Source organism: Streptomyces sp. NPDC052020, assembly GCF_040680575.1.
In the GTDB taxonomy this organism is placed as follows: Bacteria; Actinomycetota; Actinomycetes; order Streptomycetales; family Streptomycetaceae; genus Streptomyces.
The window spans coordinates 40,295-67,186 of record NZ_JBFAWY010000036.1 but is presented as its reverse complement, the minus strand read 5'-3'; the positions used below and the strand labels follow the sequence as shown (position 1 = coordinate 67,186).

Below are 26,892 nucleotides of genomic sequence, written 5' to 3'. Positions count from 1 at the left end.
TCTTCCTCCAGCGCTACATCTACAACGGCTTCGCGCAGGGAGCGACGAAGTGACACCGCCCGGCCCCCCGGCCACGCCCCGCGGAACCGAGGGCATCTTCACTTCAGGCCCATGTGCAGACGCAGGACGAGCCCCTGCGTCGCCGCCCGGATCTCGACCAGATCACAGAGCTGGTGCATGATCCACACGCCCCGTCCGCCGGTCGGCGCGTACGGGTCGGGGCGGCGGCGGCCAATCAGGGGATCGGCCATTCGGCCGCGGTCGCTGATCTCCGCGACGAGTTCGCCGTCGGCTCGCCACATGCTCAGGCGGCCGTGGCCTCCTCCGTGGCGCACCGAGTTGCTGGTCGCCTCGCCGATGGCGAGGAGCCAGTCCGTGCGGCGTTCCGGTGGCAGGCCGGCGGTCGCCGCCCAGCGGTCGGCCTCGTCGCGCACCCGCGCCAGGTTCTCCCCGCCGAACGTGACGATGACCGCGTCTTGCGGCTCGGGCAGCGGGATGTCGCAGTCGCGGCAGACCTCGTGCGGATCGGTGTAATCGGAACTGGCGCGGTAGGCCACCGAGTCGCCGACGACCGGATGGGTACGGTGCGCCTGTGCCAGAACGTCCTCGGGCAGGGCAGTGTCGTAGGGACACAGAATGCTGAGGCTGTGCCCCTCGAAGGCCAGGTTGATCAACGCCTCGTGACGCGTAGCCTCCCAGCTCTCCGCCGGGGTGCGCCCGACCCAGATGGGCTCCCCCACGATCGATACCGGCTTGAGTCCGTTCCCCGGGCGATCGGCGAACTCCTGAAGCATCGACAGGATGCGCCCCGGGTTGCGTCCCGCCCCGGTCATGTCCACCCATGTGATGTGCTCGTGATCGCCGCCGAAGACGTCCTTCAGCAGCTTCAGACGTGAGCCGGGCACGGCCACCAGCACGGCTCGTTCATCGTCCAGGGCGCCTTGAACGAAGTTCCCGACGCCGTCGAGGTACTCGTTCTCGGTGTTGTAGAACAGGGCGGGGTGGAAGAAGGGGATCTGCCGGTCGGGGCCGTGGCCCACGAGCGAGTTCGTCGTCATCGGTCGAGGACCTCCACCACGGAGCCGAACTCGGGGAACAAGCCCAGCAGCCGCCGAAGGGAAGGCGGGGCCTGCCGGACACCCAGCGGTGTATCGGCCGGACGGCCGGCAGCCGCGTCGGCCAGGGTGGCCAGCGAAGCGGCGTCCAGGTGACGCAGATCCGCGAGGTCCAGTTCCACCCGTTGTGGCGGCATACCCCTGACGGCGGCAGCCGCGGCGGCGACGACATCCCGCGTGTCGTACCCGGCTGATCCGGACATCCGCAGACCGGGGCGGTCAGCCAGCGGCGCCACCCGCAGCACCGGCCCACCGACAGGATCGCCCCGGCTCGTCAGATGGGCACCGGCAAGGACGTCCACGCAGTCGTCGGACAGCAGTCGCCGGTCGTAGAAGCACCACGCCGTCAGGGGCAGCCGCTCGAAGACCTCGTGGTGGATGCGCAGCTCATACTCCAGGAGCCGGTCGGCGCCGGGTATGTCGCGGGCGCCCCAGGACATCTCACCGATCGCTCGCAGCCCGCCGTATCCCCGGGCCACAGCCGCCTCCACCGCGTCGTGCCACAGCCCGATCATCGCGTCCGGATCGAAGCCGGTACCGGCGAGATACGTCTGTGTCGCAGTCGACACGGACAGCTGCCCGCGTCTCACGGCGGCCATCGCGTCGATTCCCGCGTCGGTGAGGGCACGCAGTACCCGCTCGGGGTTCGTGGTGTCCGCGAAGTACTTGATCTCCTCGCCCTGCTGGAGTCCGCCGCGGACGAAGGCGCAGAGGTGGCCGGCCCACTCCTGGTCGTCGGCGAAAACCACGCTCGAGTGACGTCCCGCCTTCGGCTCCCGATCAGAGGAGACGGCCGCTTCCGGCATTCTCACCACGCTGCCCGCCCCTACTTTCCGCACATGACCCTCCCCATGGAAACACATGAAGCGGGTGTCGCTGCCTCTCCTCCCTCTTTCCGCCCGACCTCACCCCGGCCACCGGCCGGCCTGTCCGCTGCCCGCGCGCCTCGTGGGCGCCGGCAAGGGTGCCGGCGCCCGCTCCAGACCGTGGGCGGTGGTGAGATCGGTCAGTCCCGAGATCGTCAGCACGGGCGCGGGGAGAGGAGTGGCCACCAGCTCCAGCCGGTCGGCGCGTGCGAACAGTGCGCTTGAACGACCTCCTCAGCGACGACCGGGACACCCCATGGGCGAACGACGACTCCTACGGCTGGAGCCGGTGAGGGCCACCCCCTGACCGCCCCCAGGTGCTGCGGGCAGGGCGGAGCAGCCGCCTACCCAGCGCTGTCGGCGGCCGGGCGGGGGCTGACAGCGTTCAGGCCGTGTCGGGGGCGCCCCGGCGGGCGGTGAGCGCGTCGGCGGTGGTCGGGTAGTGGGGCAGGAGGCTGTCCACTCCGGTGAGGGTGAGCATGCGCATCAGCCGGTCGGGGATGGCCGCCAGGGTCAGGGAGCCGCCGGCGTCCTGGGCGCCGTGCCAGATGCCGATCAGCGCGCCGAGGCCGGCGGAGTCGCAGAAGCCCACACCGGACAGATCGAGGATGAGGTGCTGGTGTCCCTGGTTGATCAGCTCCAGCGCGCGGGTGCGCAAGGAGGGTGCGGTGTGCAGGTCGATCTCGCCGGTGACGGTGGCGACCGCTGCGGGACCGGGAGTGGCGGTCAGGTTCAGCTCGATGTCGTCGGTCACGGCGGTCAGTGCTCCTCGCCGGCGGGCGCGGCGGTGGTGTGGGCGGTGGATCCGGCTCCCGTCGCGGCAGCGGCCTCGTCGGGGGTGGGGACGGACAGGGCCAGCAGGGCGATGTCGTCACTGGCGCCCTGGGGCAGGGCTTCGAGCAGATCGACGGTGTCCTCGACCAACTGTGCCGCGTCGCACGGGGCGGGGCGAGCGGTGAGGAACGCCGTCAGGCCGTCCTCACCGAGCATGGTATCGGCGCTGGTGTGTGCTTCGGTCAGGCCGTCGGTGTAGAGCAGCAGGGCCTGGCCGGGGCCGAGGTGGAGGGTGGTGGAGGCGAAGCGGGCGTCGGGGAAGGCCCCGATGAGCATGCCGCCCTCGGGACGGACCGCTTCCACCCGCATACCCGGGCCGCCTGCCGCGGACGGGGCGGGGCTCAGGCGGTAGGCCGGGGGGTGTCCGCCGGTGGCCAGTTCCACGGTGAAGCCCCCGGCCGCATCGGGGGTGAGGGTGGCGAAGAAGGCGGTGCAGAACCGGCTGCCCGCCCACACGTCGGCCAGCAGGGCGCCGTTCAGTGCCTCCAGTACTGCGACGGGGTCGTCCGTGTGCTGGGCTGCGGCCCGCAGGGTGTGGCGGGCCAGGGAGGTGATGGTGGCGGCCTCGGCGCCCTTGCCGCACACATCGCCCAGGAAGAACGCCCACTTCCCCTCGGGCAGGGGGAAGACGTCGTAGAAGTCGCCGCCCACGTCGTGCACGGACGCGGTGTGGTAGTGGCAGGCCAGTTCCAGGCCGGGCACCGTCGGCAGCGTCGGCGGCAGCAGAGTGCGCTGCAGCGTGGAGGCGAAGGAGGCGATCGCCGCCTTGTCCTTCTCCGCCTGCTCGCGGGCGGCCCGCTCTGCCTCGGCGGCGCGCTGTTCCTCGCGCACGGTGCGCAGCGCGGACAGGCGCAGCTCCATCTCGTCCATCACGATCGCCGCCAGATCGGTCAGGGTGGCCGTCTCCTCGGAGGTGATGGAGCGGGGCCTGGTGTCCAGAACGTTGACCGTGCCCAGCTTGTGCCCGTCCGTCGTGGTGATCGGCGCGGCGGCGTAGAAACGCACGCCGAGCGGTCCGGTGACCAGCGGGTTGCCGCGGGCGACCTCGTCGAGCAGAGTGTCGGGGATCACCAGCGCATCGTCCCGCAGGACCGCGGAGCCGCACAGGCCCGGGTCCCGGCCGATCTCACTGACCCCGTCCAGGCCGTACGCGGCCTTGAACCAGATCCGGTCCTCGTCCACGATCGTCACCGTCGCCACCGGCACGTCGAACAGGCGGGCTGCCAGCGCAGCGACCCGGTCGAACGCGCCGTCGGGCGGGGTGTCGAGGATGTCGTAGCGGCGCACCGCGTCCATCCGGCGGGCCTCGATCACCTCGTCGGGCACCAAGTGCAGGCGCTTGCCAGGAACGCCGTTCTCGGATGCCGAGGCCTGCTCGGGCATCGGCCTTCCACCTCCTTGATCTCCACGGCCGCCGGGCGCGGCGCGGACCAGCCGCAACACTAAGCGGAACAAGCGTGCGAGGGCCATCGAGTGCCGGATACCTCACAGGATCACCAACACCGCCGATGCGCGGCACTGCCCTGAAGCTGGACGCCGGCACCGGGCCAGGTCTCCACCCAGCCCGCTCCTGCCCCACATACGGGCATCGAACAGGCGACAGGACTTGCCGCTCATCTGCGCATGAACCTTCACACGCCCGAGAGGAGGCCAAAACTGCACACACAGCGATTCCCGGAAACGGCCCTTTCCCGGAGTGAGATCCAAAACGTTCGCCGCGAGCGGACAGAGGCCCCGGTTTCGCCGTCAGAAACCTTCTCGCTCGAAAGTGGAATCAGGACAGCAGGCCAACCGGAATATTCCGGAACATGCCGCAGGCCGCCGCAATCAACCCTGACGGCGGGCGGCGGGGCCGTGCTCGGCGACGTGCCGGGCGACGGCGTCGACTCCGGGGAGAGCGGAACGTGGGCCTTCACTCCTGACCTTGGGCACCCGAGATAGTGGATCTTGAGGGCCCGAGGGATGGACGTGTCGTGGTCATGAAGACCATCCGCCGGATTTCAAGGTGGACGTGGTCGCACTGTATGAGTCGCGGTCCGAGGCGACGATCAGGCAGATCGCGCCGATCTGGGGGTGAACCCGGAGACGCTACGGGGCTTACCGGCTCACTGCCCGTGCAAGTCGCCGGGGCCTTTCCACTGCGGGAGCACCGTCGAGAGGCCATACTCCCTGGCTACCTGCTCAAGCTCGGTCGTCCACGGCTTGTCGCGAAGCACCTCGTTGAATGCCAGCATGGCGAAGTGGAAGATCCACAGGCAGTACAGGGGGCACTGCACCATCTCCTCGTGGATCGGCTTCTGGCTGACCTCGAAGGCCCCCTTGCCCGTGTCACGGAAGAACATTTGGGCGCCGGTGAGCGTCGGGTGCGTGAAGCGGGACTCGACCGTGTAGAAGCTCCACATGTTGGTCAGGCCGTAGCCATTGATCAGGGTTTCGATCTTCGCCAGACGTTCGTTCGGATCTGCAGGGATGGTCTTGTTGACCACCTCAACGGTCTCCGCCATGACCTTGTAAGCGTCCTTGTAGCGATCCTTTGTCCCGTCCGCCTTCAGAGCCTTCGCGAGCTGGATCTGATCGCCGCGGAGCTTACGGTTGTAGATGTCACCTATCCGGTCGCCTTGATCGACACACCACCGCAGTGTGATCGCGTACTCGAGTGCGCTTCGCCGGTTAGGCGATGCCACCCCACACGCGTCGGCCGTGTGCAGGGTCAGGATCGCACAGACCTGATGCGCCACGTTGAAGAAGAGTCCCCAGCCGATGACTGCCGCTCGGTTCATAGGGTCGACGCGCTTGTGAAGATCGCTGGAGATCAGGTTTTCGAGACGGATCAGGCCATCCCTCGGGGCAGGTTCAGTCACCGCGTCATCATCGCGAACCGACGCCGCCGCCGCTACGAGGTTTCCGAGAGCGGTCGAGGAATGGGGTCGTTGACCCTCCTGGCCACTCCCCTCCTGGCCACTCGCGTGACGCTGGAGGCACACACATGCCCCGAACCAGCAAACTGATGATCGAGGTAGGGGATCGCATGGAGACCCTGCCGGTCATGCGCCAGCCGAGCCTATCGGGGCAGGCTGCCCTGCCCCGATACGGCGGCAAGCCCGCGGCCGACCCGGCTCCCAGCGCATACAGACCGCCGGCCAAAGCCTCGGCACTCGTACCCACCCCGCACGGAACGGATGTACCGCGCAGAGAACAAGGATAATTCGCCTATCTCGACCCGGGCCGAACTACACGACTTCTTTCGACGACGTCACCGACGCCTGCTCGTTCGCCGCCCACGTCGCCGCCCTGACATGCTCCGTCCCCGGCGCGAACCCGCCCTGGGCGGATGAGACGGAGCCGGGAGCCGGCGTCAGTCGACCCCTGTCGCGGCGGACGGGCTGAAGGGCTCCAGCCGCCTCTGGGGCTCGGGCCCGCAAGGTCCCCGCCCGCAAGGTCCCCGTCATCGAGGAGATCCGCCCCCTCGTCGCCCAGCGCCTCCTGTCCGCCGGCCCCGGCCCCGACGCCCGCCTGTCCACCGGCCGGCACGGCGGACGCGTCGCCACCGCCGTCCTGCACGACGCGGCTCATTGGGGCGACGTCGTCACCCAGCTCGGCTACGAACACCCGCGCCGCCGCCTCCGGGCATCGCAGCGTGGTCCGAGCCCCGCGCTCACCCCCGAGCCCGATCGTCATCATCCGCTGACGCCGGTCAAGCAGAGCTGGTCCCAGCGGGTCCCCAAAACGATCAAGGGCCGGTTCCGGATACCTCCGAAACCGGCCCTGACCCGTGACTCTCACGAGTCGGGACGACAGGATTTGAACCTGCGACCCCTTGACCCCCAGTCAAGTGCGCTACCAAGCTGCGCCACGTCCCGATGCGCGACCCGTGCGGCGAACCGCGTGATCAACGCAGGTCAAAGCCTACCTCATGCGGATGACCTGCGGGTACGGCGCCGGCCGCGCCTACCCTCCGGGGCCGGAACCGTACCGGGCCGAAGGGGGCGTGCCCGTCGCGCGCAGGTGTGGCGCGGCCTCGGGGACAGCGCCGAGCGGCCGGCGTTCCACCCCGCTCCCTCCCGGCCCGGGTCGGTGACGGCGGTCGCGGTCGCGGCCGGTCGGCGCCGGGGCGGCGCGGCCGTACCCGCGGGCGTCCCAGAAAGGGGCGCTCCTTGTCGGGCACCGGCGCGGCCAGCCCGGTGATCGCATCGCGAGACGGCCTTGCGTCGCGCCCCTGACCAGGCGTTTCCTCGCACGGTGCGAACCGAACAAGTCGAACACCGTGGCAACGACGGCTCCGGCGACCGCTCCGCGCGGCGCGCCGTCACCGTCTTCCCGATCCTCGTCCTCGCGGCCGGCGTCCTGGGTCTGCTGCTGCCGGGGAGCTTCACCGGCGGCCGCGAGGCAGTGCCCTACCTCCTGGGTGTCGTGATGTTCTGCATGGGCATCACCATGACCCCGCAGGACTTCCGCGGAGTCGCCCAGCGGCCCTGGGCGGTGGCGCTCGGGCTGGTCGCGCACTACGTCATCATGCCGGGCCTGGGCTGGGCCGTCGCCCATCTGCTCCAGCTCCCGCCGCAGCTCGCCGCCGGGGTGATCCTCGTCGGCTGCGCCCCCAGCGGTACCGCCTCCAACGTGGTGACGTATCTGGCGCGTGGTGACGTCGCCCTGTCCGTCTCCGTGGCCACCGTCTCCACGCTCCTCGCGCCGCTGGTCACCCCGCCGCTGACGCTGCTGCTGGCCGGTGAGTACCTGCCGGTCGACGCCGGTTCCATGGTCACCGACATCCTCAAGACGGTACTGCTGCCGGTGCTCGCGGGTCTCGTCGTACGGCTCGTCGCGGGCCGGTGGGTGGGGCGGGCGCTGCCGGTGCTGCCCTGGCTGTCCGCGCTGACGATCGCCGTGATCGTGGCCGTGGTCGTGGCGGGCAGCGCCGACGCCATCAAGTCGGCCGCCGCGCTGGTGTTCGTCGCCGTGGTGCTGCACAACGGCCTGGGCCTGGCGCTGGGGTACGGCGCGGGGCGTGTCGCCCGGCTCGGCGAACCGGCGAGCCGGGCCATGGCCTTCGAGGTGGGCATGCAGAACTCCGGGCTCGCGGCCTCGCTGGCCACCGCCCACTTCAGCCCGCTGGCGGCGCTGCCGGCCGCGGTGTTCTCCGTCTGGCACAACATCTGCGGCGCCCTGGCGGCCGCCTGGCTGTCCCGCCGGGGGCGCTGACCGGGACGCGGAACCGGAGCCGGGCAACTCCCGGCTCCGGGCTCCCGGCTCCCGGGAGCCCGGTGCGGCCGCCCTCACACCCGTCGGAGCCCGGGGCCGGGCGATCCGGCGTGCGCGGCCCGCCCCCGTTCGCGGCCGCCGCCAGGCCACCGGCGGCGTGCCGTGGGTGTGGAAGGACTCGCTGGTCTTCAGGCCCCACGCCTGGCCCTTGGCCTTCTCGGCCTCGGTCCAGGTGATCAGCGGCCAGCCGGGGGCCGGCACCAGCCGCGTCAGCGGGTTGCGCAACTCGATGCGGCTGCCGCCCGGCTCGTAGACGTACAGGAAGAACGTCTGCTGGATGGCGTGCTTGTGCGGGCCGGTCTCGATGAACACGCCGGTGTCGATGGCGAGGTCGGCGTCGCGCGCAGGATGTCCTCGCGGGTGCCGGCCGCGAAGGCGATGTGGTGCAGGCGGTCCGAGGTGCCGGTCCAGTCCTCGGTGTGGACGAGGTCGTACGACTTGTCGGTGAAGGTCAGCCAGCGGGCGGCGATCTTCCCGCTGTCCAGCCGGATCTGCTCGGTCGGCCGGGCGCCCAGGAGGTGTTGCCGGAACTCGGCGTCGGCGAGCACGTCGGCGGCGAGGAAGTTGACGTGGTCCAGGCGGCGCACTCCCCGCCGCGGTTGGGCTTGGCCTGCGGCTGGTTCTTCAGCCCGGGCCGCAGTTCGTCGGGTGCTCGGTAGTGCTCGCTCGCCCAGTACAGGGCGTGTTCGCGCCCGTCGGGGTCGGTGGTGACGCAGAGCTTGCCGATGCCCGGCTCGTCCTCGGCCCACCTGCCCGCGCGGCCCGCCTCCTCCAGGGCCCTCACGCGGCGCTGGAGGGCCTCCGCGCTGGAGGTGCGCAGGGCGGAGCCGGCCGAGGCCGGGCTGGGCGCGAGCGGTGAGGACCAGGCTGTGGTGTTCGTAGTCGTCGTAGGTGCGGGGTCGGCATCCCGTTGCCGACGCGGGTCACCTCCGTCCCGGCGACGGTGTCCCGGGCCTTTCCGGTGGGCAGCAGGGGGCCGCTGCCGGGCGGGAACCCGATGACGACCGGGGCGGCCGTGCCGGCACGCCCGATATCCCCGCGGAGCCGGTGCAGTCGACGCGACCGCCGGGGGGGAAGGTCGCGACGGCGCGTCCCCCGGTGTTGCGCATGCGGATGCGTACGGAGGTCTCGCCGTCTTTGGCGGTCACCAGGCCGCGTTCGACGGCGAAGGTGCCGACGCCGGCGAGGGTGTCGCGCAGTGCTGACGATCGGTCATCTCCGGCCGGTCGACGGAGACTTGGAGGTACGGATAGTCGACGTCGGCCTCGGGGTCGGCCGAGGCGGAGACCACCGCCACCTTGGTCAGCGGGTGCGCACCGCCCAGGCCGTCGATCTGGCGCGGGTCGGGGCTGCCCGTGATCCGCAGCAGCAGGTCGTCGCGGGCGGCCGGGTGGGCGGGCAGGTCCCCGGCCAGGGAGCAGGCGCGCTTGGAGGTGCCGCCGCGCATGAGCATGCGGCGCACCTGAGCGGGCCCGGTCACGACCGCCCCCCGTCGCTGGCGTACGTCTCCCAGGACTGGTACGTCACGCCCAGTTCCGCGAACTTCTCCCGTAACCCGTAGCGGTCCAGGCCGAGTTGGCCTTCGAGGAAGGCGGCGCGGGTGCCGGCCTCCTCGCGCTCCCGGGCCTCGGACGCCTCGGCCGCTTGCCGGGCCCGCTCACGGGGGACGGCCACCACACCGTCGTCGGCGAGGATGACGCCGCCGGGGTCGGCCTTCGGCGGCCCGGTGACGATCACGCCGCTCACCCCGGCTCCTTGGTGACCTGCGGTTAGGGGCGCATGTACGCCTCGGCCACGGTCTTGTGCGGCCGGCCCTCCCCGGGGCGGGCGGCGGTCGGCCGACTGCCCCGTGAGAAAATCACCCGGCGGTCCGCACCCGTTTCGACGACGTGGAGGGTGATCATGTACGCGATATCCCTGGGGGACGACGGCGCGGAGCTGCGCCCGCTGGAACCGTGGCGGGCCGAGGAGTTCCTGGCCCACATCGACCGGGGGCGGGAGTTCATCGGGCAGTACATCGCCCTGCCGGACGCCGTCACCGACCTGGAGGCGAGCCGGGCCTTCCTCCGGTCGTACGCGGAGAAGGCGGCGTCCGACACCGGGCGGATCCACGGCATCTGGACGGACGGCAAACTGGTCGGCGGGGTCCTCTTCCGCACGATGGACCTCGCCCAGGGCACGGCCGAGGCGGGCTGCTGGCTGGAGCCGTCGGCGGTGGGCCGGGGGCTGGTGACGCGGGCGGCGCGCGTCCTGATCGACTGGGCCGTGCGCGAGCGGGGTGTCCACCGCGTGGAGTGGCAGGTCGCGGCGGCGAACCAGGCGAGCATCGCCGTGGCCCGGCGGCTCGGGATGCGCAAGGACGGTGTACTGCGGGAGAGCCACCTGTACCGGGGCAGGCGGCAGGACATCGAGATCTGGTCGGTGCTCGCCCCGGAGTGGCGGGCGGCCGGACACGGTTCCTGAGGGCCGGTCCCCCCGCCCGCGGCACACTTCGGCACGCGCACGCCTTGGGACGTCCCCTGGGGGATTCCGGAGCGGCGTCGTTGACTGGGCGGCGGGCCGCGCCCAGGGTGGGCGGGATGGCAGGTGGACCGGTCCGGAGGTGGGCTCTCATGGTGGACGCGCTCGGTGTCGCCGTCGTCGGGTTCGGCTGGATGGGCCGGGTGCACGCCCGGGCCTACGCCCGGGTCCGGCACCACTACCCGTTGCTGCCCCTGCGCCCGGAGCTGGTGACCGTCGCCGAGGAGGTGCCGGGGCGGGCCGAGGAGGCCGCCGCGCAGTTCGGGTTCGCCACGGCGACCCGCGACTGGCGTGAGGTGGCCGCCGATCCGCGGGTGCGGGCGGTCAGCGTCACCGCCCCGAACTTCCTGCACCGCGAGATCGGTGTGACGATGGCCGAGGCCGGAAAGCACCTCTGGGTCGAGAAACCGGTGGGCCTGACCGTGGAGGACGCCCGCGCGGTGGCGGACGCGGCCGCGCGGGCCGGCGTCCAGGGCGCCGTCGGCTTCAACTACCGGGCCGCGCCCGCGGTCGAGACGGCCCGGGACCTCATCGCGGCCGGGGAGATCGGCGCCGTGACGCATGTGCGCATCCGTCTTTTCAGCGACTACGCCGCGCACCCGGAATCCGCCCTGACCTGGCGGTACGAGCGTGAGCGCGGCGGCAGCGGGGTGCTCGGCGACCTGGCCTCGCACGGCGCCGACCTGGCCCGGTTCCTGCTCGGCCCCGTCACGGCCGTGTTCGCCGACACGGCGGTCTTCGTGCCCGAGCGGGCGCGTCCGTCGGCGGCCACCGCCGGCCACGCCCGGGCCCCGGGGGGCGCGCCCGGCCGGGTGGAGAACGAGGACTACGTCGGCTGCCTGCTCCGCTTCGCCGGCGGCGCACGGGGCGTGCTGGAGGCCAGCCGGGTCTCGGTCGGCGAGCAGAACGCCTACGGCTTCGAGGCGCACGGCACCCGCGGCGCGGTGTCCTGGGACTTCCGCCGGATGAACGAACTGGGCGTCTGCCGCGGCACGGCCTATCAGGACCAGCCGGTCAGCACGGTGTTCGTCGGCCCCGGGCACGGCGAGTTCGCCGCCTTCCAGCCGGGGGCCGCCAACGCCATGGGCTTCGACGACCTCAAGGTCATCGAGGCGTACCGCTTTCTGCGCTCCGTCGCCGAGGGGACCCCGCACGGGGCGACCCTCGGGGACGCCGTGCGCAGCGCGGTCGTGGTGGAGGCGATGGCGCGGTCGGCGCGGTGCGGTACGTGGGTCACGGTGGCGGAGCCGTAGGCGGGGGCGCCCATCCGTACGCGGACGCGCGCCGGGGCGGGGCCCCGTTCGCGCGCGGCGGCCGGTCAGGCCGCCGGTTCGGTGATGTCGACCATCCAGGGGGTGCCGAAGCGGTCGGTGCACATGCCGAAGACGTCTCCCCAGATCTGCTGCTCCAGCGGTACGGCCACCGAGCCGCCGGCCGACAGCTTCTCCCAGTAGCCGCGCAGTGCGGCGGCGTCGTCGCCGCTGAGGCTCACCGAGTAGGCGTTTCCCGGCGTGTGCGCGGTGCCGGGCGGAACGTCGGCGCCCATCAGGGTGAGGCCGTCGGGGGTCTCCAGCATGCCGTGCATGATCTTGTCGGCGTCCGGGTCGTCCGGCTGCCCGAGCTCTCCGTAGGTGCTGAGCGTCAGGGTGCCGCCGAAGACCTCCCGGTAGAACTCCATCGCCTGCCGGGCGTCGCCGTCGAAGCCCAGGTACGGATTGAGGCGCACCGCCATGACAACCTCCCGCAAACGGGACGAAGGGTCAGTGCTGAGCACGCTAGCGCGGGGCGCGGGCGACGGCCTGTCGAGCGGGGCGGCACGGTGGTCCCGCGCGCGCCGCCCGGCTCCCCTCAGGCGCCGCAGGAACGCAGGAACCTGCGGGTGCGCACCGCGATGGGCAGGGGCCTGTCCGGCGGGCAGGGATACATGTCCTGCTCGACGATGGCGAAGAGGTCCACGCCCAGGTTCTGGGCGGCGGCCAGGACCGGGGCCAGGTCCGGCACCCCGGAGGGCGGTTCGCACATCACCCCGCGCCGCACGGCCGGTCCGAACGGGATGCCGTGGGCCCGCACCTCGGCGAGGATCTCGGGGTCGACCTGTTTGAGGTGCAGGTAGCCGATGCGTTCGCCGTAGGTCTCGATCAGCTTGACGCTGTCGCCGCCGCAGTAGGCGTAGTGGCCGGTGTCCAGGCAGAGACGGACCAGGCCGGGGTCGGTGGAGTCGAGGAAGCGTTCGACGTGCTCCTCGGTGTCCAGGTGGGTGTCGGCGTGCGGGTGGACGACGATGTCCAGTCCGTGGCTCTCCCTGACCCGGTGGCCGAGCCGCTCCATGCCCCGGGTCAGATGGGACCACTGCTCGCGCGTCAGCTCCGGCGGCTCCAGGAGTTCGGCGGTCTTGTCGTCGCGCCAGAAGGTCGGGATGACGACGAGGTGGCCGGCGCCCATCGCCTGGGTGAGCGCCGCGACCCGGGCGACCTGCTCCCAGACGCTGTCCCAGACGGCCGGGCCGCGGTGCAGGCCGGCGAAGACCGTGCCCGCCGACACCCGCAGGCCGCGCCGGCTCACCTCGTCGGTGAGCCGGGCGGGATCGGTCGGCAGGTAGCCGTAGGGGCCGAGCTCGATCCAGGCGTAGCCGGCTTCGGCGACCTCGTCGAGGAAGCGTTCCCAGGGCACCTGCCCGGGGTCGTCGGGGAACCAGACGCCCCAGGAGTCGGGGGCGGAGCCGACGCGGATGCGGTCGAGGGCTGCGGGCATCTCGGGTCCTTCCTTCCGGCGGGGCGCCCGGCATCCCGCGCGGCGGGACCGGGGGCGGCGGGCCGCGGGGAACGGCTGGTGCGCTGGGTGGATACACGTCCTCAGCACGTCCGCTGTCCCTAGTTTGTCAAGACATCACTGCCCGATCCAGGTCCGAATGTCCGTACAAATACTTGACAGGGCCGTCCCCGCGGCCTACACCTGGGAGGCGGCAGGCCCCGCCCAGCCCGTGAGGAGCGTCGCGCATGGCCCCGTCAGCCCCGCCCGCCGTCCCGCCGGCGCCGGGCCGTGACGGGAGTCCATCCCTACCCCGTCCGGTCCCCCCGTACCCCTGGCGGGGGAATGCCTCCGGCGCGCGGCCCCCACCGGCCGGCCCGCCTCCCCGCGCCGCCGACGTGAGCCCCTCACCGAACGGAGCCTGTCGTGAGCATCAGCATCCCCGACCTGACCTCGGTCAGAGCCCGGCACCCGGAGGCGGTCGCCGAGGCGGCCTGGCGCCGGGCGCGCCGCCCGCTGATCGGCGACGGGGGCCGCCTGATGATCGTGGCCGCCGACCATCCCGCGCGCGGCGCCCTCGCCGTCGGCGACCGGCGCCTGGCCATGGCCAACCGGACCGACCTGCTGGAACGCCTGTGCGTCGCGCTGTCGCGCCCCGGCGTCGACGGCGTGCTGGCCACCGCCGACGTCCTGGAGGACCTGCTGCTGCTCGGCGTCCTGGACGGCAAGGTCGTCATGGGCTCGATGAACCGCGGCGGCCTGGCCGGCTCCGCCTTCGAGCTGGACGACCGGTTCACCGGCCACCGCGCCGAGGACATCGCCCGGCTCCGCTTCGACGCGGGCAAGCTGCTGCTGCGCATCGACTACGACGACCCCGGCTCGCTGGCCACGCTGGAGTCCGCCGCCCGCGCCGTCGACGCGATGGCCGCCCGCCGGCTGCCGGTGTTCGTCGAGCCCTTCCTGTGCCGCCGGATCGAGGGCCGGGTCCGCACCGACCTGTCCGCCGAGGCCGTCACCCGCTCCATCGCCATAGCCTCCGGCCTGGGCGGCACCTCCGCCTACACCTGGCTGAAGCTGCCCGTCACCCACGACCCCGACGATATGGCGGAGGTCCTGGAGACCTCCACCCTGCCCGCCGTCCTGCTCGGCGGTGACGCCGGGGACGCGGGCGGCGGCCAGGACGCCGCCTACGAGCGCTGGCGCAAGGCCCTGCGGCTGCCCACCGTACGGGGCCTGGTCGCCGGCCGCTCGCTGCTCTACCCGGCCGGGGGCACTGTGGAAGAGGCGGTCGACACGGCCGTCGGCCTGCTGTGACCCACCCCGCAGCGACGGACCAGCCCGCCGTGACCAGGAGGCACCGATGACCAGCCCGTACCACCTTCCCGCCGGCCGGGCGGCGGCCGGCCCGTACGCCGTGGACATCGGCCCCGAGACGGCCGGCTGGGGCTACTGCGGCCTGCGCGTCCTGGACCTGCCGCCCGGCGGCACGCACACCTTCGCCACCGGCGACAGCGAGTGGATCGTCCTGCCCCTGAGCGGCGGCTGCACCGTCACCGCCACCGACGACTTCGGCCGCGACACCTTCGAACTCACCGGTCGTGCCGACGTGTTCAGCGCCGTCAGCGACTTCGCCTACGTCCCGCGCGACGCCCGCGCCACGGTCGGCTCCCCGGGCGGCGGACGGTTCGCGCTCGCCGGCGCCCGCTGCACCCGCCGCCTGCCCGCCCGCTACGGCCCGGCCGCGTCCGTCCCGGTGGAACTGCGCGGCACCGGCGCCTGCTCCCGCCAGGTCAACAACTTCGGCGCGGCGGACGTCTTCGCCTGCGACCGGCTGATCGCGGTGGAGGTGCTCACCCCGGGCGGCAACTGGTCGTCCTTCCCGCCGCACAAGCACGACGAGCACCGGCCCGGCGAGGAGTCCGTCCTGGAGGAGATCTACTACTTCCAGTTCGCCGGCCACGAGGGCGTTCCCGGCCTCGGCTACCAGCGGGTGTCGCCGTCGGGGCGGGGCCGTGGCACCGACGTCCTGGCCGAGGTGCGCGACGGGGACGCCGTGCTGATCCCCGACGGCTGGCACGGGCCGTCGATGGCGGTGCCCGGCCACCACATGTACTACCTCAACGTCATGGCGGGCCCGGACCCCGAGCGGGCCTGGCTGATCCGCGACCACCCGGACCACGCCTGGATCCGCGCCGCCTGGCCGGAGCGGCCGGTCGACCCCCGCCTGCCCCTCTACACCGCACCCGAGAGGTCCGTATGAGCGCTCCCACCCGCCGACTGACCACCGCCCAGGCCCTGGTGCGGTTCCTGTCCGCCCAGTACACCGAGCGGGACGGCGTACGGCACCGCCTGATCGCCGGCATGTGGGGCATCTTCGGCCACGGCAACGTGGCCGGGATCGGGCAGGCGCTCGTCGAGCACGGCGAGGCCCTGCCGTACCACCAGGGCCGCAACGAGCAGGCCATGGTGCACGCGGCCGTCGGTTACGCCCGCCACCTCGACCGCCTCTCCGCCCAGGCCGTGACGACGTCCATCGGCCCGGGCGCCACCAACCTCGTCACCGGCGCCGCCCTCGCCACCATCAACCGGCTGCCGGTGCTGCTGCTTCCCGGCGACGCCTTCGCCGCCCGCCCCTGCGATCCGCTGCTCCAGCAGCTCGAACACCCGGCGGAGGCGGACGTGTCGGTCAACGACACCCTGCGCCCGGTCTCCCGCTTCTTCGACCGGATCACCCGTCCCGAGGCGCTGATCCCCTCCGCGCTCAACGCCATGCGGGTGCTCTCCGATCCCGTGGAGACCGGCGCCGTCACCCTCGCGCTCCCCCAGGACGTGCAGGCGGAGGCGTACGACTGGCCGGAGCGGTTCTTCGCCGAGCGCGTCTGGCCGGTACGGCGGCCCGCGCCCGACCCGGCGGAGCTGGCCGAGGCCGTCCGGGCGGTCCGGGCCGCGCGGCGCCCGCTGATCGTCGCGGGCGGCGGCGTCCACCACAGCCGGGCCGAGGACGCGCTGAAGGCGCTGGCCGACGCCACCGGCATCCCGGTCGCCGTCACCCAGGCCGGCAAGGGCGCGCTGCGCCACGACCACCCCGCCGACCTCGGCGGCATCGGCCACACCGGCACCGCCGTCAGCGACGGCCTGGCCCGCACCGCCGACCTGGTGATCGGCGTCGGCACCCGCTTCACCGACTTCACCACCGCCTCCGGCACCCTCTTCCAGCACCCGGAGGTCCGCTTCCTCAACCTCAACATCACGGCCTTCGACGCCCACAAGCTCGGCGCGCGCACCCTGGTCTGCGACGCGCGGGCGGGGCTCACGGCGCTGGCCGGCGCGCTCGCGGGCCACCGGGTGGACCCCTCCTACGAGGCGGAGTACCGCGCCGGCAAGGAACGCTGGGAGCGGGTAACCGAGGTCGCCTGCCGGGCCGCCGACGACAGCGCCGTACCGACGCAGACCCAGGTGCTCGGCGCCCTCGACGCGGTCGTGGGAGAGGAGGACGTGGTGATCAACGCGGCCGGTTCGCTCCCCGGCGACCTGCACAAACTGTGGCGGGCCCGGTCCCGGCGCCAGTACCACCTGGAGTACGGCTACTCCTGCATGGGCTACGAGATCCCGGCCGCGCTCGGCGTCCAGCAGGCCGCCCCCGGCACCCCCGTGTGGGCGCTGGTGGGCGACGGCACCTACCTGATGATGCCGACCGAGATCGTCACCGCCGTGCAGGAGAACCTGCCGGTGAAGCTGGTCCTGATCCAGAACCACGGCTACGCCTCCATCGGCGGCCTGTCGCAGGCGGTGGGCGCCGAGCGGTTCGGCACCGCCTACCGGCACCGCGCCGCCGACGGCGGCTTCACCGGCGCCCCGCTCCCCGTCGACCTGGCCGCCAACGCCGCCAGCCTCGGCATGGAGGTGCTGCGCGCCAAGACCGTGCGGGAGCTGGGCGAGGCGCTGGCCGCGGCCCGCGCCGCCGACCGTCCCACCTGTGTCTACGTGGAGACCGACCCGGCGCCGACCGCTCCCGGGGCGCAGGCGTGGTGGGACGTGCCGGTCGCCGAGGTGTCCGGCCGCGAGGCCGCCGCGGCGGCGCGCGCACGGTACGACGAGCAGGCCGCCGCCCGCCGCCGCCACCTGTGAGGGACGCGGACGGCCCGCGAGGGGGCGGGGCCCGCCGGAGCGTGACCGTCCCGGGCACCAGCGTCCCGCTACCTCACGGTGTCCGCCATGGCACGCGGCGACACCGCCGAGCGCGCGAACTCCAGGGTCGCGGTGAAGCAGCCCGCCACGTCCTCCTCCGCCGCCCCGATCCAGAGGTGGTCGGCCCCGGGGACGGGCCGGAAGTCCGCCTCGGCGCCCGCCTCGCGCAGCGCCGAGGCCAGGGCCCGGCCCTGGGCGGCGGGTATGACGGTGTCCCGCGTGCCGTGCAGGATCAGGAAGGGGGGCGCGCCGGCGGTGACCCGGGCGACGGGGCTCGCGGCGCGGGCCCGTTCGGGGGCGTCGGCGGCCGGGGCCCCGATCAGCGCCGCCTCCGGGGTGTGCGGCGGCGCGGCGGCGAGGTCTCCGGCGCCGTACCACACGACGCAGCCGCGGATGGCCGGGCCCGCGGTCAGGGCGAGGAGGGCGGCGAGGTGCCCGCCCGCCGACTCGCCCCAGGCGACCACCCGGTCGGCGGCCAGCCCGAGCTCGGCGCCCCGGGCACCCAGCCAGTCCAGCATCCGGGTGAGGTCGTCCAGCTGGGCGGGGAAGACGGCCTCGCCGCTGAGCCGGTAGTCGGGACAGACGACGGCGAACCCGGCCCGGGCCAGGCGGGCGAAGGGATGCGGCCGCCAGGCGCGCAGGCGCGGGCCCGGGTCGTCGCGCAGCCCGGTGCGCCAGGCGCCGCCGTGGACGAAGACGAGCACGGGCAGCGGGCCGCCGGCCGGCTCCTCGGGCAGCCACAGGTCGAGCTCCAGGGGGCGGCTGCCGTCCCGGACGGCGTAGGGGACGGCCCGCAGCAGCCGTACCCCCTCGGTGGGGTGTGCGGCCGGCGGCAGCGGAAGGACGGCCGGGTCGGGCGGGGCGAGGAACGCGGCGAGGTCGGGGTGCGGGGGCACGAAGGCTCCTCGGGGCTCGGGCTCGGAGCTCTGGGCTCGGAGCTCTGCTCAACGTTCTGGGCTCAGGGTCGGCGGGCGAGGCGGCGCGGCAGCAGCCGGCGGGCGTTGGCCGTGGTCAGGGACTGCCAGCTGGCGCCCTCCACCGGCACCGGGGCGGCGGTGACGGCGGCGATGTGGGCGTCGACACCGTGCTCCGGGGTCCAGCAGTAGTCGCTGCCGTACAGCAGCCGGTCGGGGTCGACGAGGCCGAGCAGGGCGGGCACCTGACGCGGGAAGGCGGGACCGGCCATGTCGTAGTGGAGGCGGCGCAGTTGCTCCACCGCGTCGGGGGCGGCGCCTTGCTCCTGTGCCAGGAAGAGCTTCATGAAGCCGTTGATGCGGTCGGCGAGCACCGGCAGGGCGCCGCCGCAGTGCGGGACGATCACCTCCAGGCCCGGGTGGCGTTCGAGGGTGCCCGCCATGAGCAGGTCGGTGACGGTGCGGGCGGTGTCGAAGACGAACTCGACCATCGGGCGCGGCCGTCCGAGGGCCGACCGCTCCCAGCAGACGGGCGAGGTGGGGTGCAGGAAGACGACGGCGCGGCGGCGGCCGAGTTCCGCGAAGACGGGCTCCAGGCGCTCGTCGCCCAGGTACACGCCGTGGGTGTTGGTCTCCAGCACCACGCCGTCCGCGCCCAGCTCGTCGAAGGCGTACGCGATCTCCGCGAGGGCGCCGTCCACGTCGGGCAGCGGCAGCGAGGCGAAGAAGCCGAAGCGGCCGGGGTGGTCGGCCGCGACGCGGGCGGCGTCCTCGTTCACCTCGCGGGCCAGGCGCCGGGCCGCGGCGTCGTCGCCGAAGTGCACGCCGGGTGACGAAACGGACAGGAACGAGGTGCCGATGCCGTTGCGGTCCATCAGCTCCAGGTGCGCCGCCGCGGACCAGTCGGGCCAGGCGGGCACGCCGTCCGGCAGCTCATGGCCGGCGGCCCGCGCCTGCCGGACGTAGGAGTCGGTGACGAAGTGGGCGTGGACGTCGACGAAGCCGGGTGTCTCGGGCACGGTCATGGGGTTCCTTCCTCGGGGAGCGTGGTCCGCGTCGGTGGCGGGGGCGGCGGCGCGGCCGGGCGGCGGCGCGCCGGCGAGGGCCCTGCCGGGCAGGGCCCTGCGGGCTCGGCGCCGGTTCAGCCCTGCGTGCGCCACTGGTGGTCGGGCAGGAAGGTCACGTCGTACCGCTGCGGCACGGTGGCGAACTTCTGCGGGTCGGGCACGTACGGCTGCTGCGGCAGGCCGAGTTCCTCGGTGGGGGTGCCGAGGGTCTCGAAGAACCGCTCGAAGGTGCCGCCGGGGCCGGCTGCGACGCCGACGACCTGGCTGTGGTGGCGCTCGATGCGGTAGGCGTGCGGGCAGTTCTTCGGGACGAAGCCGAAGTCGCCGGAGGTCAGCAGCTTCTCCTGCTGCTCGCCCTCCAGGTCCTCGACGAACAGCCGGACGGCGCCCTGCGTGACGTAGAAGACCTCGTACGTGTTCGGGTGCGAGTGGGCCGGGATGATGTCGCCCTTGGGACCCTCGACGGTGAAGAAGTTGAAGGTGTTCTCGGTCTGCGGGCCGCCCGCGTAGACGGTCACCAGGTCGGTGAAGAGATGGGCGCGGTCCCCGAGCCCCTTGTCGATGAAGTACGGCTTGCCCGGTTCGGCGGGGATGTGGGAGTGGGAGCGCCGGGCGAATTCGATGGTCATGAGAGCCTCCGACGGATTGCCATGTCAGGTAACCTGACCGTTGATGGATGTCAGGCTACCTGACGATCAACGCGAGGCAACCCCTCGGCCGGAACGGCAGCCCGGCGAACCGCTCAGGAGCCGCCCGTATGCTCGTGATGCGAGGAACCCGAGGAGCCATGACCGAATCCGCACCCAACCTGCCCCTGCTGCTGGCCGGCGCCAAGCGCTGGTTCGACGACGCGCTCACGGCCAGCATGCTGGCGGCCGGCGAGCAGCCGCTGACCAGCGCCCAGGGCCAGGTGTTCGCCTTCCTGGACGCGGAGGGCACCACGGTGGCCGAGCTGGCGCGCCGCCTCGGCGTCACCCGGCAGACGGCCCACCAGGCCGTGCGCGGCCTGCTCGCCCTCGGCCTGCTGGAGCAGGTCCCCGACCCCGCCTCGGCGCGCAACCGGCTGATACGCATCACGGCGGAGGGCGCCCGGGTGCACCGCCGCGCGCAGGCCACCCTCACCGTCATCGAGGGCGCCCTCGCCGACCGCATCGGCACCGAGGCCGCCGCCGCGCTGCGCCACGCGCTGGCGCTGCCGCGCGGGGAACCGCCCGTGGTGGAGGCGCCCTGAGCGGGGCGGACCTGCCGCGTTCCCGGCACCGCGGCCCGGCCGCCGTCGCGGCGGCGCGTTCCGCACCCCCCGGCCCCTGACCGCCGGGCCGGGCGGCCCGCGGAGCGAGCGGGGGCCGACCGCCCGCGCCGGACCACGCACCCGCGCCACCGGCGTCTGTCCGGACGTGCCGCCGGCCGGCAAGCGCCCCGCGGCGCGGCCCGGGTCATGGCCGGGCGGTCAGGGCATGCGGCTCCAGAAGCCGAGGTTGTGTTCACAGAAGTAGTCGACGGGCCCGATCCGCTGCGGCGCCAGCGACTGCGTGTACGCGCGGCCGGCCGGTCCCGGGCGGTAGGGGTGCCAGGCGGGCAGCCCGGTGCCCCGGGGAGCACCGGTGCGGGCGAACGCCGCCCAGTAGGCGGTCATCGTGGCCGACAGACGGCGCTGCGCCGGGGTGAACAGCGGCTCGGCCGCCGGGTCCTCGAAGAGGTACGGGATGTCGCCCGCGTGGAAGGCGCCGAAGTCGAACGCGCCCGGCAGCGGCAGGAACATCGGCGCGTCACGGTCGGCGAACTCGTACGCGTACACCGGTACGTGGCGCGCCAGGGCGTCGTGCTGCGCCCGGGTGCCGCGCGCCCACATCCGGTCGGTGATCACCGCGGCCCAGGCCAGTCCGGGGGACGGGAAGGCGGTCGTGGGGTACTCGGCCCGTACCCGCCCGGCCGACTCGCCGAACGCGGTGCGCAGGGCGCGGTCGTAGTCGGCCTCGGTGAAGGGTTTGCCCACCGCGTCGTAGAGCATCCCGACGAACGTGCGGTGCTCGTCCCGGGTCGCGCCCGACAGGACCGGCACGCGGTGGAACCGTCCGGCGCGCAGGGCATCGGGCGGCAGTTCGGGCAGGGTGGCGTTGCCGTATCCGAACACCTGGAAGGCGTTCATGATGTGCGGCACGCCCAGGATCCTCTTGACCGGCAGCGCGCGCAGGCAGGCGAGCGTGCGCTGCGGGCGGTCGCGGGGACAGCCGAGGGGCGCGGTCATCTCGGTGGTGATGTCCTCCACCTCCCGCCCGCTGCGCCAGACGTACCACGGGTATCCCGGCACACCCGGCCCCATGGCACCGGCCGGCATGTCCATCAGCGCCTCGCCGCTGGCCATGACGGCCCGGTGGAACAGGCCCCTGGACGCGGGTGACGTCAGGTGCCCGGCGATGGCGGAGGCGCCGAACGAGACCCCGGCGACGGTGACGTTGCCGGGGTCGCCGCCGAAGGCCCTCGCGTTCTTCCGCACCCAGGCCAGGGCCGCCCGCTGGTCCTGCAAGCCGAAGGTGCCGGCCCCTTCGAGGCCCGGCAGGGCGAGGCCGCCGAAGACGCCGAGGCGGTAGTTCGGGGTGACGACCACCAGGCCCCGCTCGGCCAGGCGGCGCCCGTCGAAGAACGAGCCCCCGCCCACGGAGCCGTCCCCGTGGATCCACACGAGCACGGGCAGGCCCCGCCGGCGGTCCGCGACGGGCGGGGCCGTGACGTTCAGGACCAGGCAGTCCTCCTCCGTGCTGGAGATCGGCGCGTACTGCGAGGGCACCTGCGGGCACGGCGGCCCGGGCTTGGTGGCGTCCCTGACCCCCTTCCACGGCGTTACCGGGCGGGGCGGTGCCCACCGGTACCGTCCCTTGGGGGCTCCCGCGTAGGGGATGCCCTGAAAGACGCGGTAGGGACCCGAACGGGCGCCGCGGACCAGGCCCGCGTCCGTGCGTACCGTCTCGCCGGTGGCGGCGACGGCCGCGGCGGTGCCCCGGGCCTCGGCCGCCGCAGGGACGGGTGCCGCGGTGGACGCGCGGGGGACCAGGGCCGGGGCGGCGAGTGCCGGGACCGAGATCAGCGCGACGGCCGCCCGGCGGAGGATTCTGCGAGAGGTCACGCCGAAGGCCCTCCTCGTGCGCACTGGCCCCGGCGCGCGCGTGCGCCGAAGGCGTCCCGGTCGTAGGCGGGTGCCGGCGCGGCACGCCCGGCCGGGCGGCCTCCGGGCGTTTCCGGCCGGCACCCGGGGCGTGCGGCGCCCTCGCACCCCGGACCGTCCTGCCGCCGCCGCGCGTCCGGCGTGCGCGGGCGGGCGACGGGACGGGTCCGCCCCGGCGGCGCGCGGGCGCGGCCCGGAGGCGGGCGCGCCGCCCGCGGGGCCGCCGCCGAGCATCAGTGCACCTCCCCGGGCTCCGTCGCCGGTACCGGCCGCCGGAGCAGGTAGACCCCCGCGGCCGACACCAGCACGGCCATGCACGCGATGAACACCAGCCCGGCGCCCTCCAGGCCGATCGGCCCCGCCAGCAGCCCCACACCGATGACCGGTACCGAGATACCCACGTAGGCGACCACGAACAGCGTCGAGATCACGGCCGCGCGCCGCTCCGCCCCGGCGGCCTCGGCCACCGCGGACAGCGCCCCGCGGAACGCCAGCCCCTGCCCGGCCCCGCCGACGATCGCGCTGAGCACCACCAGCGGCAGCAGATCCCACCACAGCGCGCCGGCCAGCAGCGCGAGTCCGGCGAGGAGGGCGGCGCAGCCCAGGGGCAGCGACCGGTCCACGCCCACCCGGCCCACGGCCAGCTGCCCGCCGGTCGAGGCGAAGAAGGCCAGCGCCACGACCAGTCCGCTCACCGCGCGGTTGTGCGCGTCCAGGGACTGGGCGAGGAAGGACGGGCTGACCGACGTGAAGACCCCGAAGAGGGCGAACCCGACGAAGGAGGCGGCCGCCGCCGGTCCGAAGACCGCCCGCACCCGCGGCGGAAGGCCGGGGCGTTGCGGCCGTACCTCGCTCAGCGGCCGCCGGTGCCGCACGGTCTCCGCGAGCCGCAGCAGGACGGCGGCCGAGCAGGCGACGAGGGCGAGATGGACGGCGAACGGCAGGTACAGCGGCCAGTCGGCGTACTGCGCGAGCACCCCGGCGAGCAGCGGGCCGCAGCCCAGCCCGCCCATGTTGGCGGCGGTCGCCACGAAGGTGGCCCGCGAGGCGCCCCCGGGCGGGGCCGATTCCATCACGTACGCCGTGGCCGCCCCGGTGAACAGGCCGGCCGACAGGCCCGACAGCAGCCGTCCCGCGTACAGCCAGCCCAGCGCGGTGGCGCAGAGGAAGCAGGCGGCACTGGCGGCCGCGAATCCCAGGCCCCACCCCAGCACCGGTCGCCTGCCCACGGCGTCCGAGGCGTTGCCGGCCAGCAGCAGCATCCCGATGACCCCGACGGCGTAGACCGCGTAGACGACGGTGACCGTGAGCTCGGAGAAGCCGAACTTCTCCTGGTAGAGGCCGTACAGGGGGGTCGGCAGCGTCGTGCCGGCCATGCACACGGCGAACACCGCTCCGCCGAGCAGGCACGGGCGCCAGCCTCGAAGGTCACCGTCCATAGGCCGACGGTAACCTCGCCCGCCGCGGCACGCGGCCTGACCGCCGCCGTACGCCGTCACGCGGCCGCGGCCGGTTCCCGGGGACCGGCGGTGCGCTCGGGCGCGGGCGCGCCGGCCGCCCCGCCCTCGCCCCCGTCGACCGCCGGGCGCCGTTCGCGCGGGTCAGCGCGCCGGTGTCAGCCGGTGAGCCCGCCGGAGGCGGCCTTGATCAGGCCGTTCAGCCATGCCTGGTGGCCGTTGAGCATCGGGTCGGGGGACTGCCGGGCCAGTTCGGCGGCGGGCCGGCCGGTCTGCGTCTCCTGGGTGAGGACGCGGACCCGGCCGCCGGGCAGGTCCTCGACCAGCCAGGCGTGCAGCACCTCCAGCCGCTCCTCGGGCGGGCCGTCCTGCCGGGCGGTCCAGGACAACCGCCCCGGAACGCCCGGCGCCGGGTCCTGGAACTCGACGACGCGGGCGTGCTGGGTGCGCACGGACGGGAAGCCGACGGGCTCGAAGCTGAAGACGGTGCCGTCCTCCAGCACCGGGCCGCCGCCCTCCGGGAAGGAGATGCCGGCGATGTTGCCGTAGTACGACTCCCAGGTGGAGGTGTCGGTGAGGTAGCGCCACACCTGGGCGGTGGTGACACCCTGGACGATCACCTCGTTGGAGACGAAGTTGTCGCCGGTGCCGGGCAGGTGGTCCTCGGGCCAGTGGATCGCGTTCTGCTTGGTCATGAGGGGATGTCCTTCCGTGGACGGCCCTGGGGAAGCCGTCTCGGCGGCGGGCGGGGCCGCCCGCCCGATCACGGCTACCCGTCCAGCCGGTGCCGTACCGGTGTCCTCACCCGGATGCCGCGTACGCCGGCCCGGTGCCGCGGGTAGCCCGCGCGCGCCCGGGAGGCGGCTGCGGGGCCGCCGGAGCACAGTGGGAGCATGGCGGACCACGACCGGCCGCCCGCCGCGGCGGCGATGCGCGGGCTCGATCCCGTGGTCTCACTCGCCATGGGCGTCCAGGCCGGGCCCGGGGTGTACGCGCTGCTGCTCGGCGCCGGCATGTCGCGGGAGGCCGGTGTGCCCACCGGGTGGGAGATCGTCACGGATCTGGTGCGCCGGGCCGCCGTCGCGCGCGGCGCGGACGAGGAGCTCGCCGCCGCCGATCCGGAGTCCTGGTGGGCCCGCCACGGGGACGGCGGGCCGCTCGGCTACTCCGCCCTGCTGGAGGCGCTGGGCGACACCCCCGCCGCCCGGCACAAGCTGCTGCGCGGCTACTTCGAGCCCGGCGAGGGGGACCGGCAGGCCGGGCTCAAGCGGCCGGGGGCGGCGCACCGGGCGGTGGCCCGGCTGGTGGCGCGCGGATGGATACGCGTGGTGCTGACCACCAACTTCGACCGTCTGGTCGAGCAGGCGCTGGAGGCGGCGGGAGTACAGCCGCAGGTCGTTCACGGTCCCGCCGGCCTCCTCGGGATGACGCCGCTGGCGCACGCCCGGGCCACGGTCGTCAAACTCCACGGCGACCTGACCGACCTGGAGGCCCGCAACACCGAACGCGAGCTGGAGGAGTACCCGGCCGCCTGGGCCGGGCTGGTGGATCAGGTGCTGGACGAGTACGGGCTGATCGTCTGCGGCTGGTCCGCCCAGTGGGACCACGCGCTGGTCTCCTGTTTCGAACGCCGCGCCACGCGCCGTTACCCCGTGTTCTGGTCCGCGCCGCGCGGTCCGGAAGGCCGGGCCGCCGAACTCGTCGCGCGGCACGGCGCCGTGGTGATCCGGGGGCTGACCGCCAAGGAGTTCTTCCCCGGTCTGCTGGCCCGCGTCGAGGCCCTGGAACACCTGACGGAGCCCGCGCCGGCCCGTGAGCTGTCCGTGGCCCGCCTCAAGCGGGCGCTGCCCGACCCGGTCCGCCGCATCGAGCTGCACGAGCTGGTGGACGCCGAGGCCATGCGGGTGGTGGAACGCCTCTCGGACGGCGACCGCTACCCGCCCGGCGAGCGGCCCCCGGACCCGGAGGCGTACCGGGAGCGGCTGGAGCGGTACCGGGAGGACTGCGACACGCTGCTGCACCTGATGAGCGTGGGCGCCTTCCACGACGAGGCGGGGGCGCACACCCGGGTGTGGGTGCGCGCGCTGCAACGGCTGCTGAACGTACGGCGGGACGGCGGAGGCGAGCCGGCGTCTCCCGAGCCGCACCTCTACCCCGCCCTGCTCGCGCTGTCCGCCGCCGGCACCGCCGCCGTCCTGGCCGGCCGGGACGAGCTGCTCGGCCGGCTGCTGCTGGAGCCGGTCCTGGCACACCCCGGTGCCCCCCGGCCCGGCTCCCGCCGCGCCGCCGCCGAGCCCGTACCCGCCGTACTGGCCCTGCGGACCGGGGACGTCCTCGGCGCGGCCGGACTCCTCAACGCGTTCCTGGACGAGCCGTATCCGCCGTCGCTGGTCCAGACGGCGCACAGCACCTGGCTGCGCCGACGGCTGCGGGAGGTGCTCGCCGAACCGGCCGCCGACAGCGACCGCGTGTTCTCCGACGCGTTCGACGCCTTCGAGTACCTCACCGCGCTCCTCCAGGCCGACCTGTCGCAGTCCCCGGTGACGCTGGGCGAGTTCGCGCTTGCGGACCGCTGGGACGGCGACGGCCGGCTCCGCGTCGCCACGCGGGTGCAGGCCCGTTTCTCCGAGGGCTGGCCCATGCTGCGCAGCGGCGCGTTCGGCGGCGAGATCCAGCGGGCCCACACGGCCGCGGCGGTCGTGGACGTGGTGTGCGCGCAGGCGGCCGGACAGGAGCCGTCGCGCTGACCCGGCGGCGGGGT

Annotated in this window: 21 protein-coding genes, 1 tRNA gene and 4 pseudogenes; 8 read left to right on the top strand and 18 right to left on the bottom strand. The window is 73.9% G+C overall.

Annotation, left to right across the window (positions count from 1 at the left end):
* Window positions 1-98 precede the first annotated feature (98 nt).
* The 7 genes and pseudogenes from AB0L74_RS28540 to AB0L74_RS28510 form a co-directional block, all read right to left on the bottom strand.
* Window positions 99-1,058 carry a sensor histidine kinase gene (locus AB0L74_RS28540; RefSeq protein WP_365658407.1) on the bottom strand — a complete coding sequence of 320 codons (960 nt, stop codon included), beginning with the start codon at window positions 1,056-1,058 and terminating at the stop codon, window positions 99-101.
* Window positions 1,055-1,864, bottom strand: coding sequence for an MEDS domain-containing protein (locus tag AB0L74_RS28535; RefSeq protein WP_365658404.1), 810 nt, complete (start codon window positions 1,862-1,864; stop codon window positions 1,055-1,057). Before AB0L74_RS28535 ends, AB0L74_RS28540 begins: the two co-directional genes overlap by 4 nt.
* A 156-nt stretch (window positions 1,865-2,020) precedes the next feature.
* Window positions 2,021-2,203 (bottom strand): annotated as a pseudogene (locus AB0L74_RS28530) (hypothetical protein); the annotation flags it as partial.
* Between the two features lie 163 nt (window positions 2,204-2,366).
* Window positions 2,367-2,735: an STAS domain-containing protein gene (locus tag AB0L74_RS28525; RefSeq protein ID WP_365658401.1), complete on the bottom strand. Its 369-nt coding sequence runs from the start codon at window positions 2,733-2,735 to the stop codon at window positions 2,367-2,369.
* 5 nt (window positions 2,736-2,740) lie between these two features.
* Complete coding sequence (locus tag AB0L74_RS28520; RefSeq protein WP_365658398.1) at window positions 2,741-4,198, bottom strand: GAF domain-containing SpoIIE family protein phosphatase; 1,458 nt, start codon at window positions 4,196-4,198, stop codon at window positions 2,741-2,743.
* A 722-nt stretch (window positions 4,199-4,920) separates the two neighbouring features.
* Window positions 4,921-5,676 (bottom strand): DUF5677 domain-containing protein, encoded by a 756-nt coding sequence (locus AB0L74_RS28515; RefSeq protein ID WP_365658395.1) that lies wholly within the window; start codon window positions 5,674-5,676, stop codon window positions 4,921-4,923.
* A gap of 925 nt (window positions 5,677-6,601) precedes the next feature.
* Window positions 6,602-6,675 (bottom strand) — tRNA-Pro (locus tag AB0L74_RS28510).
* A 379-nt stretch (window positions 6,676-7,054) separates the two neighbouring features.
* Here AB0L74_RS28510 and AB0L74_RS28505 point away from each other — a divergent pair.
* Window positions 7,055-8,014, top strand: coding sequence for a bile acid:sodium symporter family protein (locus tag AB0L74_RS28505; protein WP_365658392.1), 960 nt, complete (start codon window positions 7,055-7,057; stop codon window positions 8,012-8,014).
* 147 nt (window positions 8,015-8,161) lie between these two features.
* Here AB0L74_RS28505 and AB0L74_RS28500 read toward each other — a convergent pair.
* The 3 pseudogenes from AB0L74_RS28500 to AB0L74_RS28490 form a co-directional block, all read right to left on the bottom strand.
* Window positions 8,162-8,970, bottom strand: a pseudogene (locus AB0L74_RS28500) (VOC family protein); the annotation flags it as partial.
* 1 nt (window position 8,971) lies between these two features.
* A pseudogene (locus tag AB0L74_RS28495) lies at window positions 8,972-9,554 on the bottom strand (PrpF domain-containing protein); the annotation flags it as partial.
* Window positions 9,551-9,781 (bottom strand): annotated as a pseudogene (locus AB0L74_RS28490) (4-carboxy-4-hydroxy-2-oxoadipate aldolase/oxaloacetate decarboxylase); the annotation flags it as partial. The pseudogenes AB0L74_RS28495 and AB0L74_RS28490, both read right to left, overlap by 4 nt.
* A gap of 195 nt (window positions 9,782-9,976) precedes the next feature.
* Between AB0L74_RS28490 and AB0L74_RS28485 the strand changes: the two are divergent.
* Window positions 9,977-10,537 (top strand): GNAT family protein, encoded by a 561-nt coding sequence (locus AB0L74_RS28485; protein WP_365658388.1) that lies wholly within the window; start codon window positions 9,977-9,979, stop codon window positions 10,535-10,537.
* 149 nt (window positions 10,538-10,686) lie between these two features.
* On the top strand, window positions 10,687-11,847 hold the full coding sequence (locus AB0L74_RS28480; RefSeq protein WP_365658385.1) for a Gfo/Idh/MocA family oxidoreductase: 1,161 nt from the start codon (window positions 10,687-10,689) through the stop codon (window positions 11,845-11,847).
* A gap of 65 nt (window positions 11,848-11,912) precedes the next feature.
* Here AB0L74_RS28480 and AB0L74_RS28475 read toward each other — a convergent pair whose 3' ends face one another.
* Both AB0L74_RS28475 and AB0L74_RS28470 read right to left on the bottom strand, forming a co-directional pair.
* Window positions 11,913-12,326, bottom strand: coding sequence for a VOC family protein (locus AB0L74_RS28475; RefSeq protein WP_365658382.1), 414 nt, complete (start codon window positions 12,324-12,326; stop codon window positions 11,913-11,915).
* 116 nt (window positions 12,327-12,442) lie between these two features.
* A complete protein-coding gene (locus AB0L74_RS28470) occupies window positions 12,443-13,345 on the bottom strand; it encodes a sugar phosphate isomerase/epimerase (protein WP_365658379.1) in 903 nt (300 codons plus the stop codon).
* Window positions 13,346-13,768: 423 nt separating this feature from the next.
* Between AB0L74_RS28470 and AB0L74_RS28465 the strand changes: the two genes are divergently transcribed.
* The 3 genes from AB0L74_RS28465 to iolD are packed head-to-tail and all read left to right on the top strand — an operon-like array spanning window position 13,769 to window position 17,470.
* Window positions 13,769-14,656, top strand: a complete 888-nt coding sequence (locus AB0L74_RS28465) for a deoxyribose-phosphate aldolase (protein WP_365658376.1) — start codon at window positions 13,769-13,771, stop codon at window positions 14,654-14,656.
* A gap of 46 nt (window positions 14,657-14,702) precedes the next feature.
* A complete protein-coding gene (gene iolB, locus AB0L74_RS28460; RefSeq protein WP_365658373.1) occupies window positions 14,703-15,602 on the top strand; it encodes a 5-deoxy-glucuronate isomerase in 900 nt (299 codons plus the stop codon).
* The gene (gene iolD / locus AB0L74_RS28455; protein WP_365658370.1) at window positions 15,599-17,470 is read left to right on the top strand and encodes a 3D-(3,5/4)-trihydroxycyclohexane-1,2-dione acylhydrolase (decyclizing); all 1,872 of its coding nucleotides are present in this window, start codon (window positions 15,599-15,601) and stop codon (window positions 17,468-17,470) included. The genes iolB and iolD overlap by 4 nt, the downstream gene beginning before the upstream one ends.
* Window positions 17,471-17,538: 68 nt before the next feature.
* Here iolD and AB0L74_RS28450 read toward each other — a convergent pair whose 3' ends face one another.
* The 3 genes from AB0L74_RS28450 to AB0L74_RS28440 form a co-directional block, all read right to left on the bottom strand.
* Window positions 17,539-18,426, bottom strand: a complete 888-nt coding sequence (locus AB0L74_RS28450; protein WP_365658367.1) for an alpha/beta hydrolase — start codon at window positions 18,424-18,426, stop codon at window positions 17,539-17,541.
* Between the two features lie 62 nt (window positions 18,427-18,488).
* Complete coding sequence (locus AB0L74_RS28445) at window positions 18,489-19,469, bottom strand: amidohydrolase family protein (RefSeq protein WP_365658364.1); 981 nt, start codon at window positions 19,467-19,469, stop codon at window positions 18,489-18,491.
* Between the two features lie 116 nt (window positions 19,470-19,585).
* The gene (locus tag AB0L74_RS28440; RefSeq protein ID WP_365658361.1) at window positions 19,586-20,140 is read right to left on the bottom strand and encodes a quercetin 2,3-dioxygenase; all 555 of its coding nucleotides are present in this window, start codon (window positions 20,138-20,140) and stop codon (window positions 19,586-19,588) included.
* Window positions 20,141-20,298: 158 nt separating this feature from the next.
* Between AB0L74_RS28440 and AB0L74_RS28435 the strand changes: the two genes are divergently transcribed.
* A complete protein-coding gene (locus AB0L74_RS28435) occupies window positions 20,299-20,742 on the top strand; it encodes a MarR family winged helix-turn-helix transcriptional regulator (protein WP_365658358.1) in 444 nt (147 codons plus the stop codon).
* Window positions 20,743-20,961: 219 nt separating this feature from the next.
* Here AB0L74_RS28435 and AB0L74_RS28430 read toward each other — a convergent pair whose 3' ends face one another.
* From AB0L74_RS28430 to AB0L74_RS28420, 3 genes are all read right to left on the bottom strand, one after another.
* Entirely contained in the window at window positions 20,962-22,635 is a 1,674-nt protein-coding gene (locus AB0L74_RS28430; protein WP_365658355.1) for a carboxylesterase family protein, read from the bottom strand.
* 272 nt (window positions 22,636-22,907) lie between these two features.
* Window positions 22,908-24,113 carry an MFS transporter gene (locus AB0L74_RS28425; RefSeq protein ID WP_365658352.1) on the bottom strand — a complete coding sequence of 402 codons (1,206 nt, stop codon included), beginning with the start codon at window positions 24,111-24,113 and terminating at the stop codon, window positions 22,908-22,910.
* 176 nt (window positions 24,114-24,289) lie between these two features.
* On the bottom strand, window positions 24,290-24,826 hold the full coding sequence (locus AB0L74_RS28420; protein ID WP_365658349.1) for an SRPBCC family protein: 537 nt from the start codon (window positions 24,824-24,826) through the stop codon (window positions 24,290-24,292).
* A gap of 198 nt (window positions 24,827-25,024) precedes the next feature.
* Here AB0L74_RS28420 and AB0L74_RS28415 point away from each other — a divergent pair, with 198 nt between their 5' ends.
* The gene (locus AB0L74_RS28415; RefSeq protein ID WP_365658346.1) at window positions 25,025-26,878 is read left to right on the top strand and encodes an SIR2 family protein; all 1,854 of its coding nucleotides are present in this window, start codon (window positions 25,025-25,027) and stop codon (window positions 26,876-26,878) included.
* Window positions 26,879-26,892 lie beyond the last annotated feature (14 nt).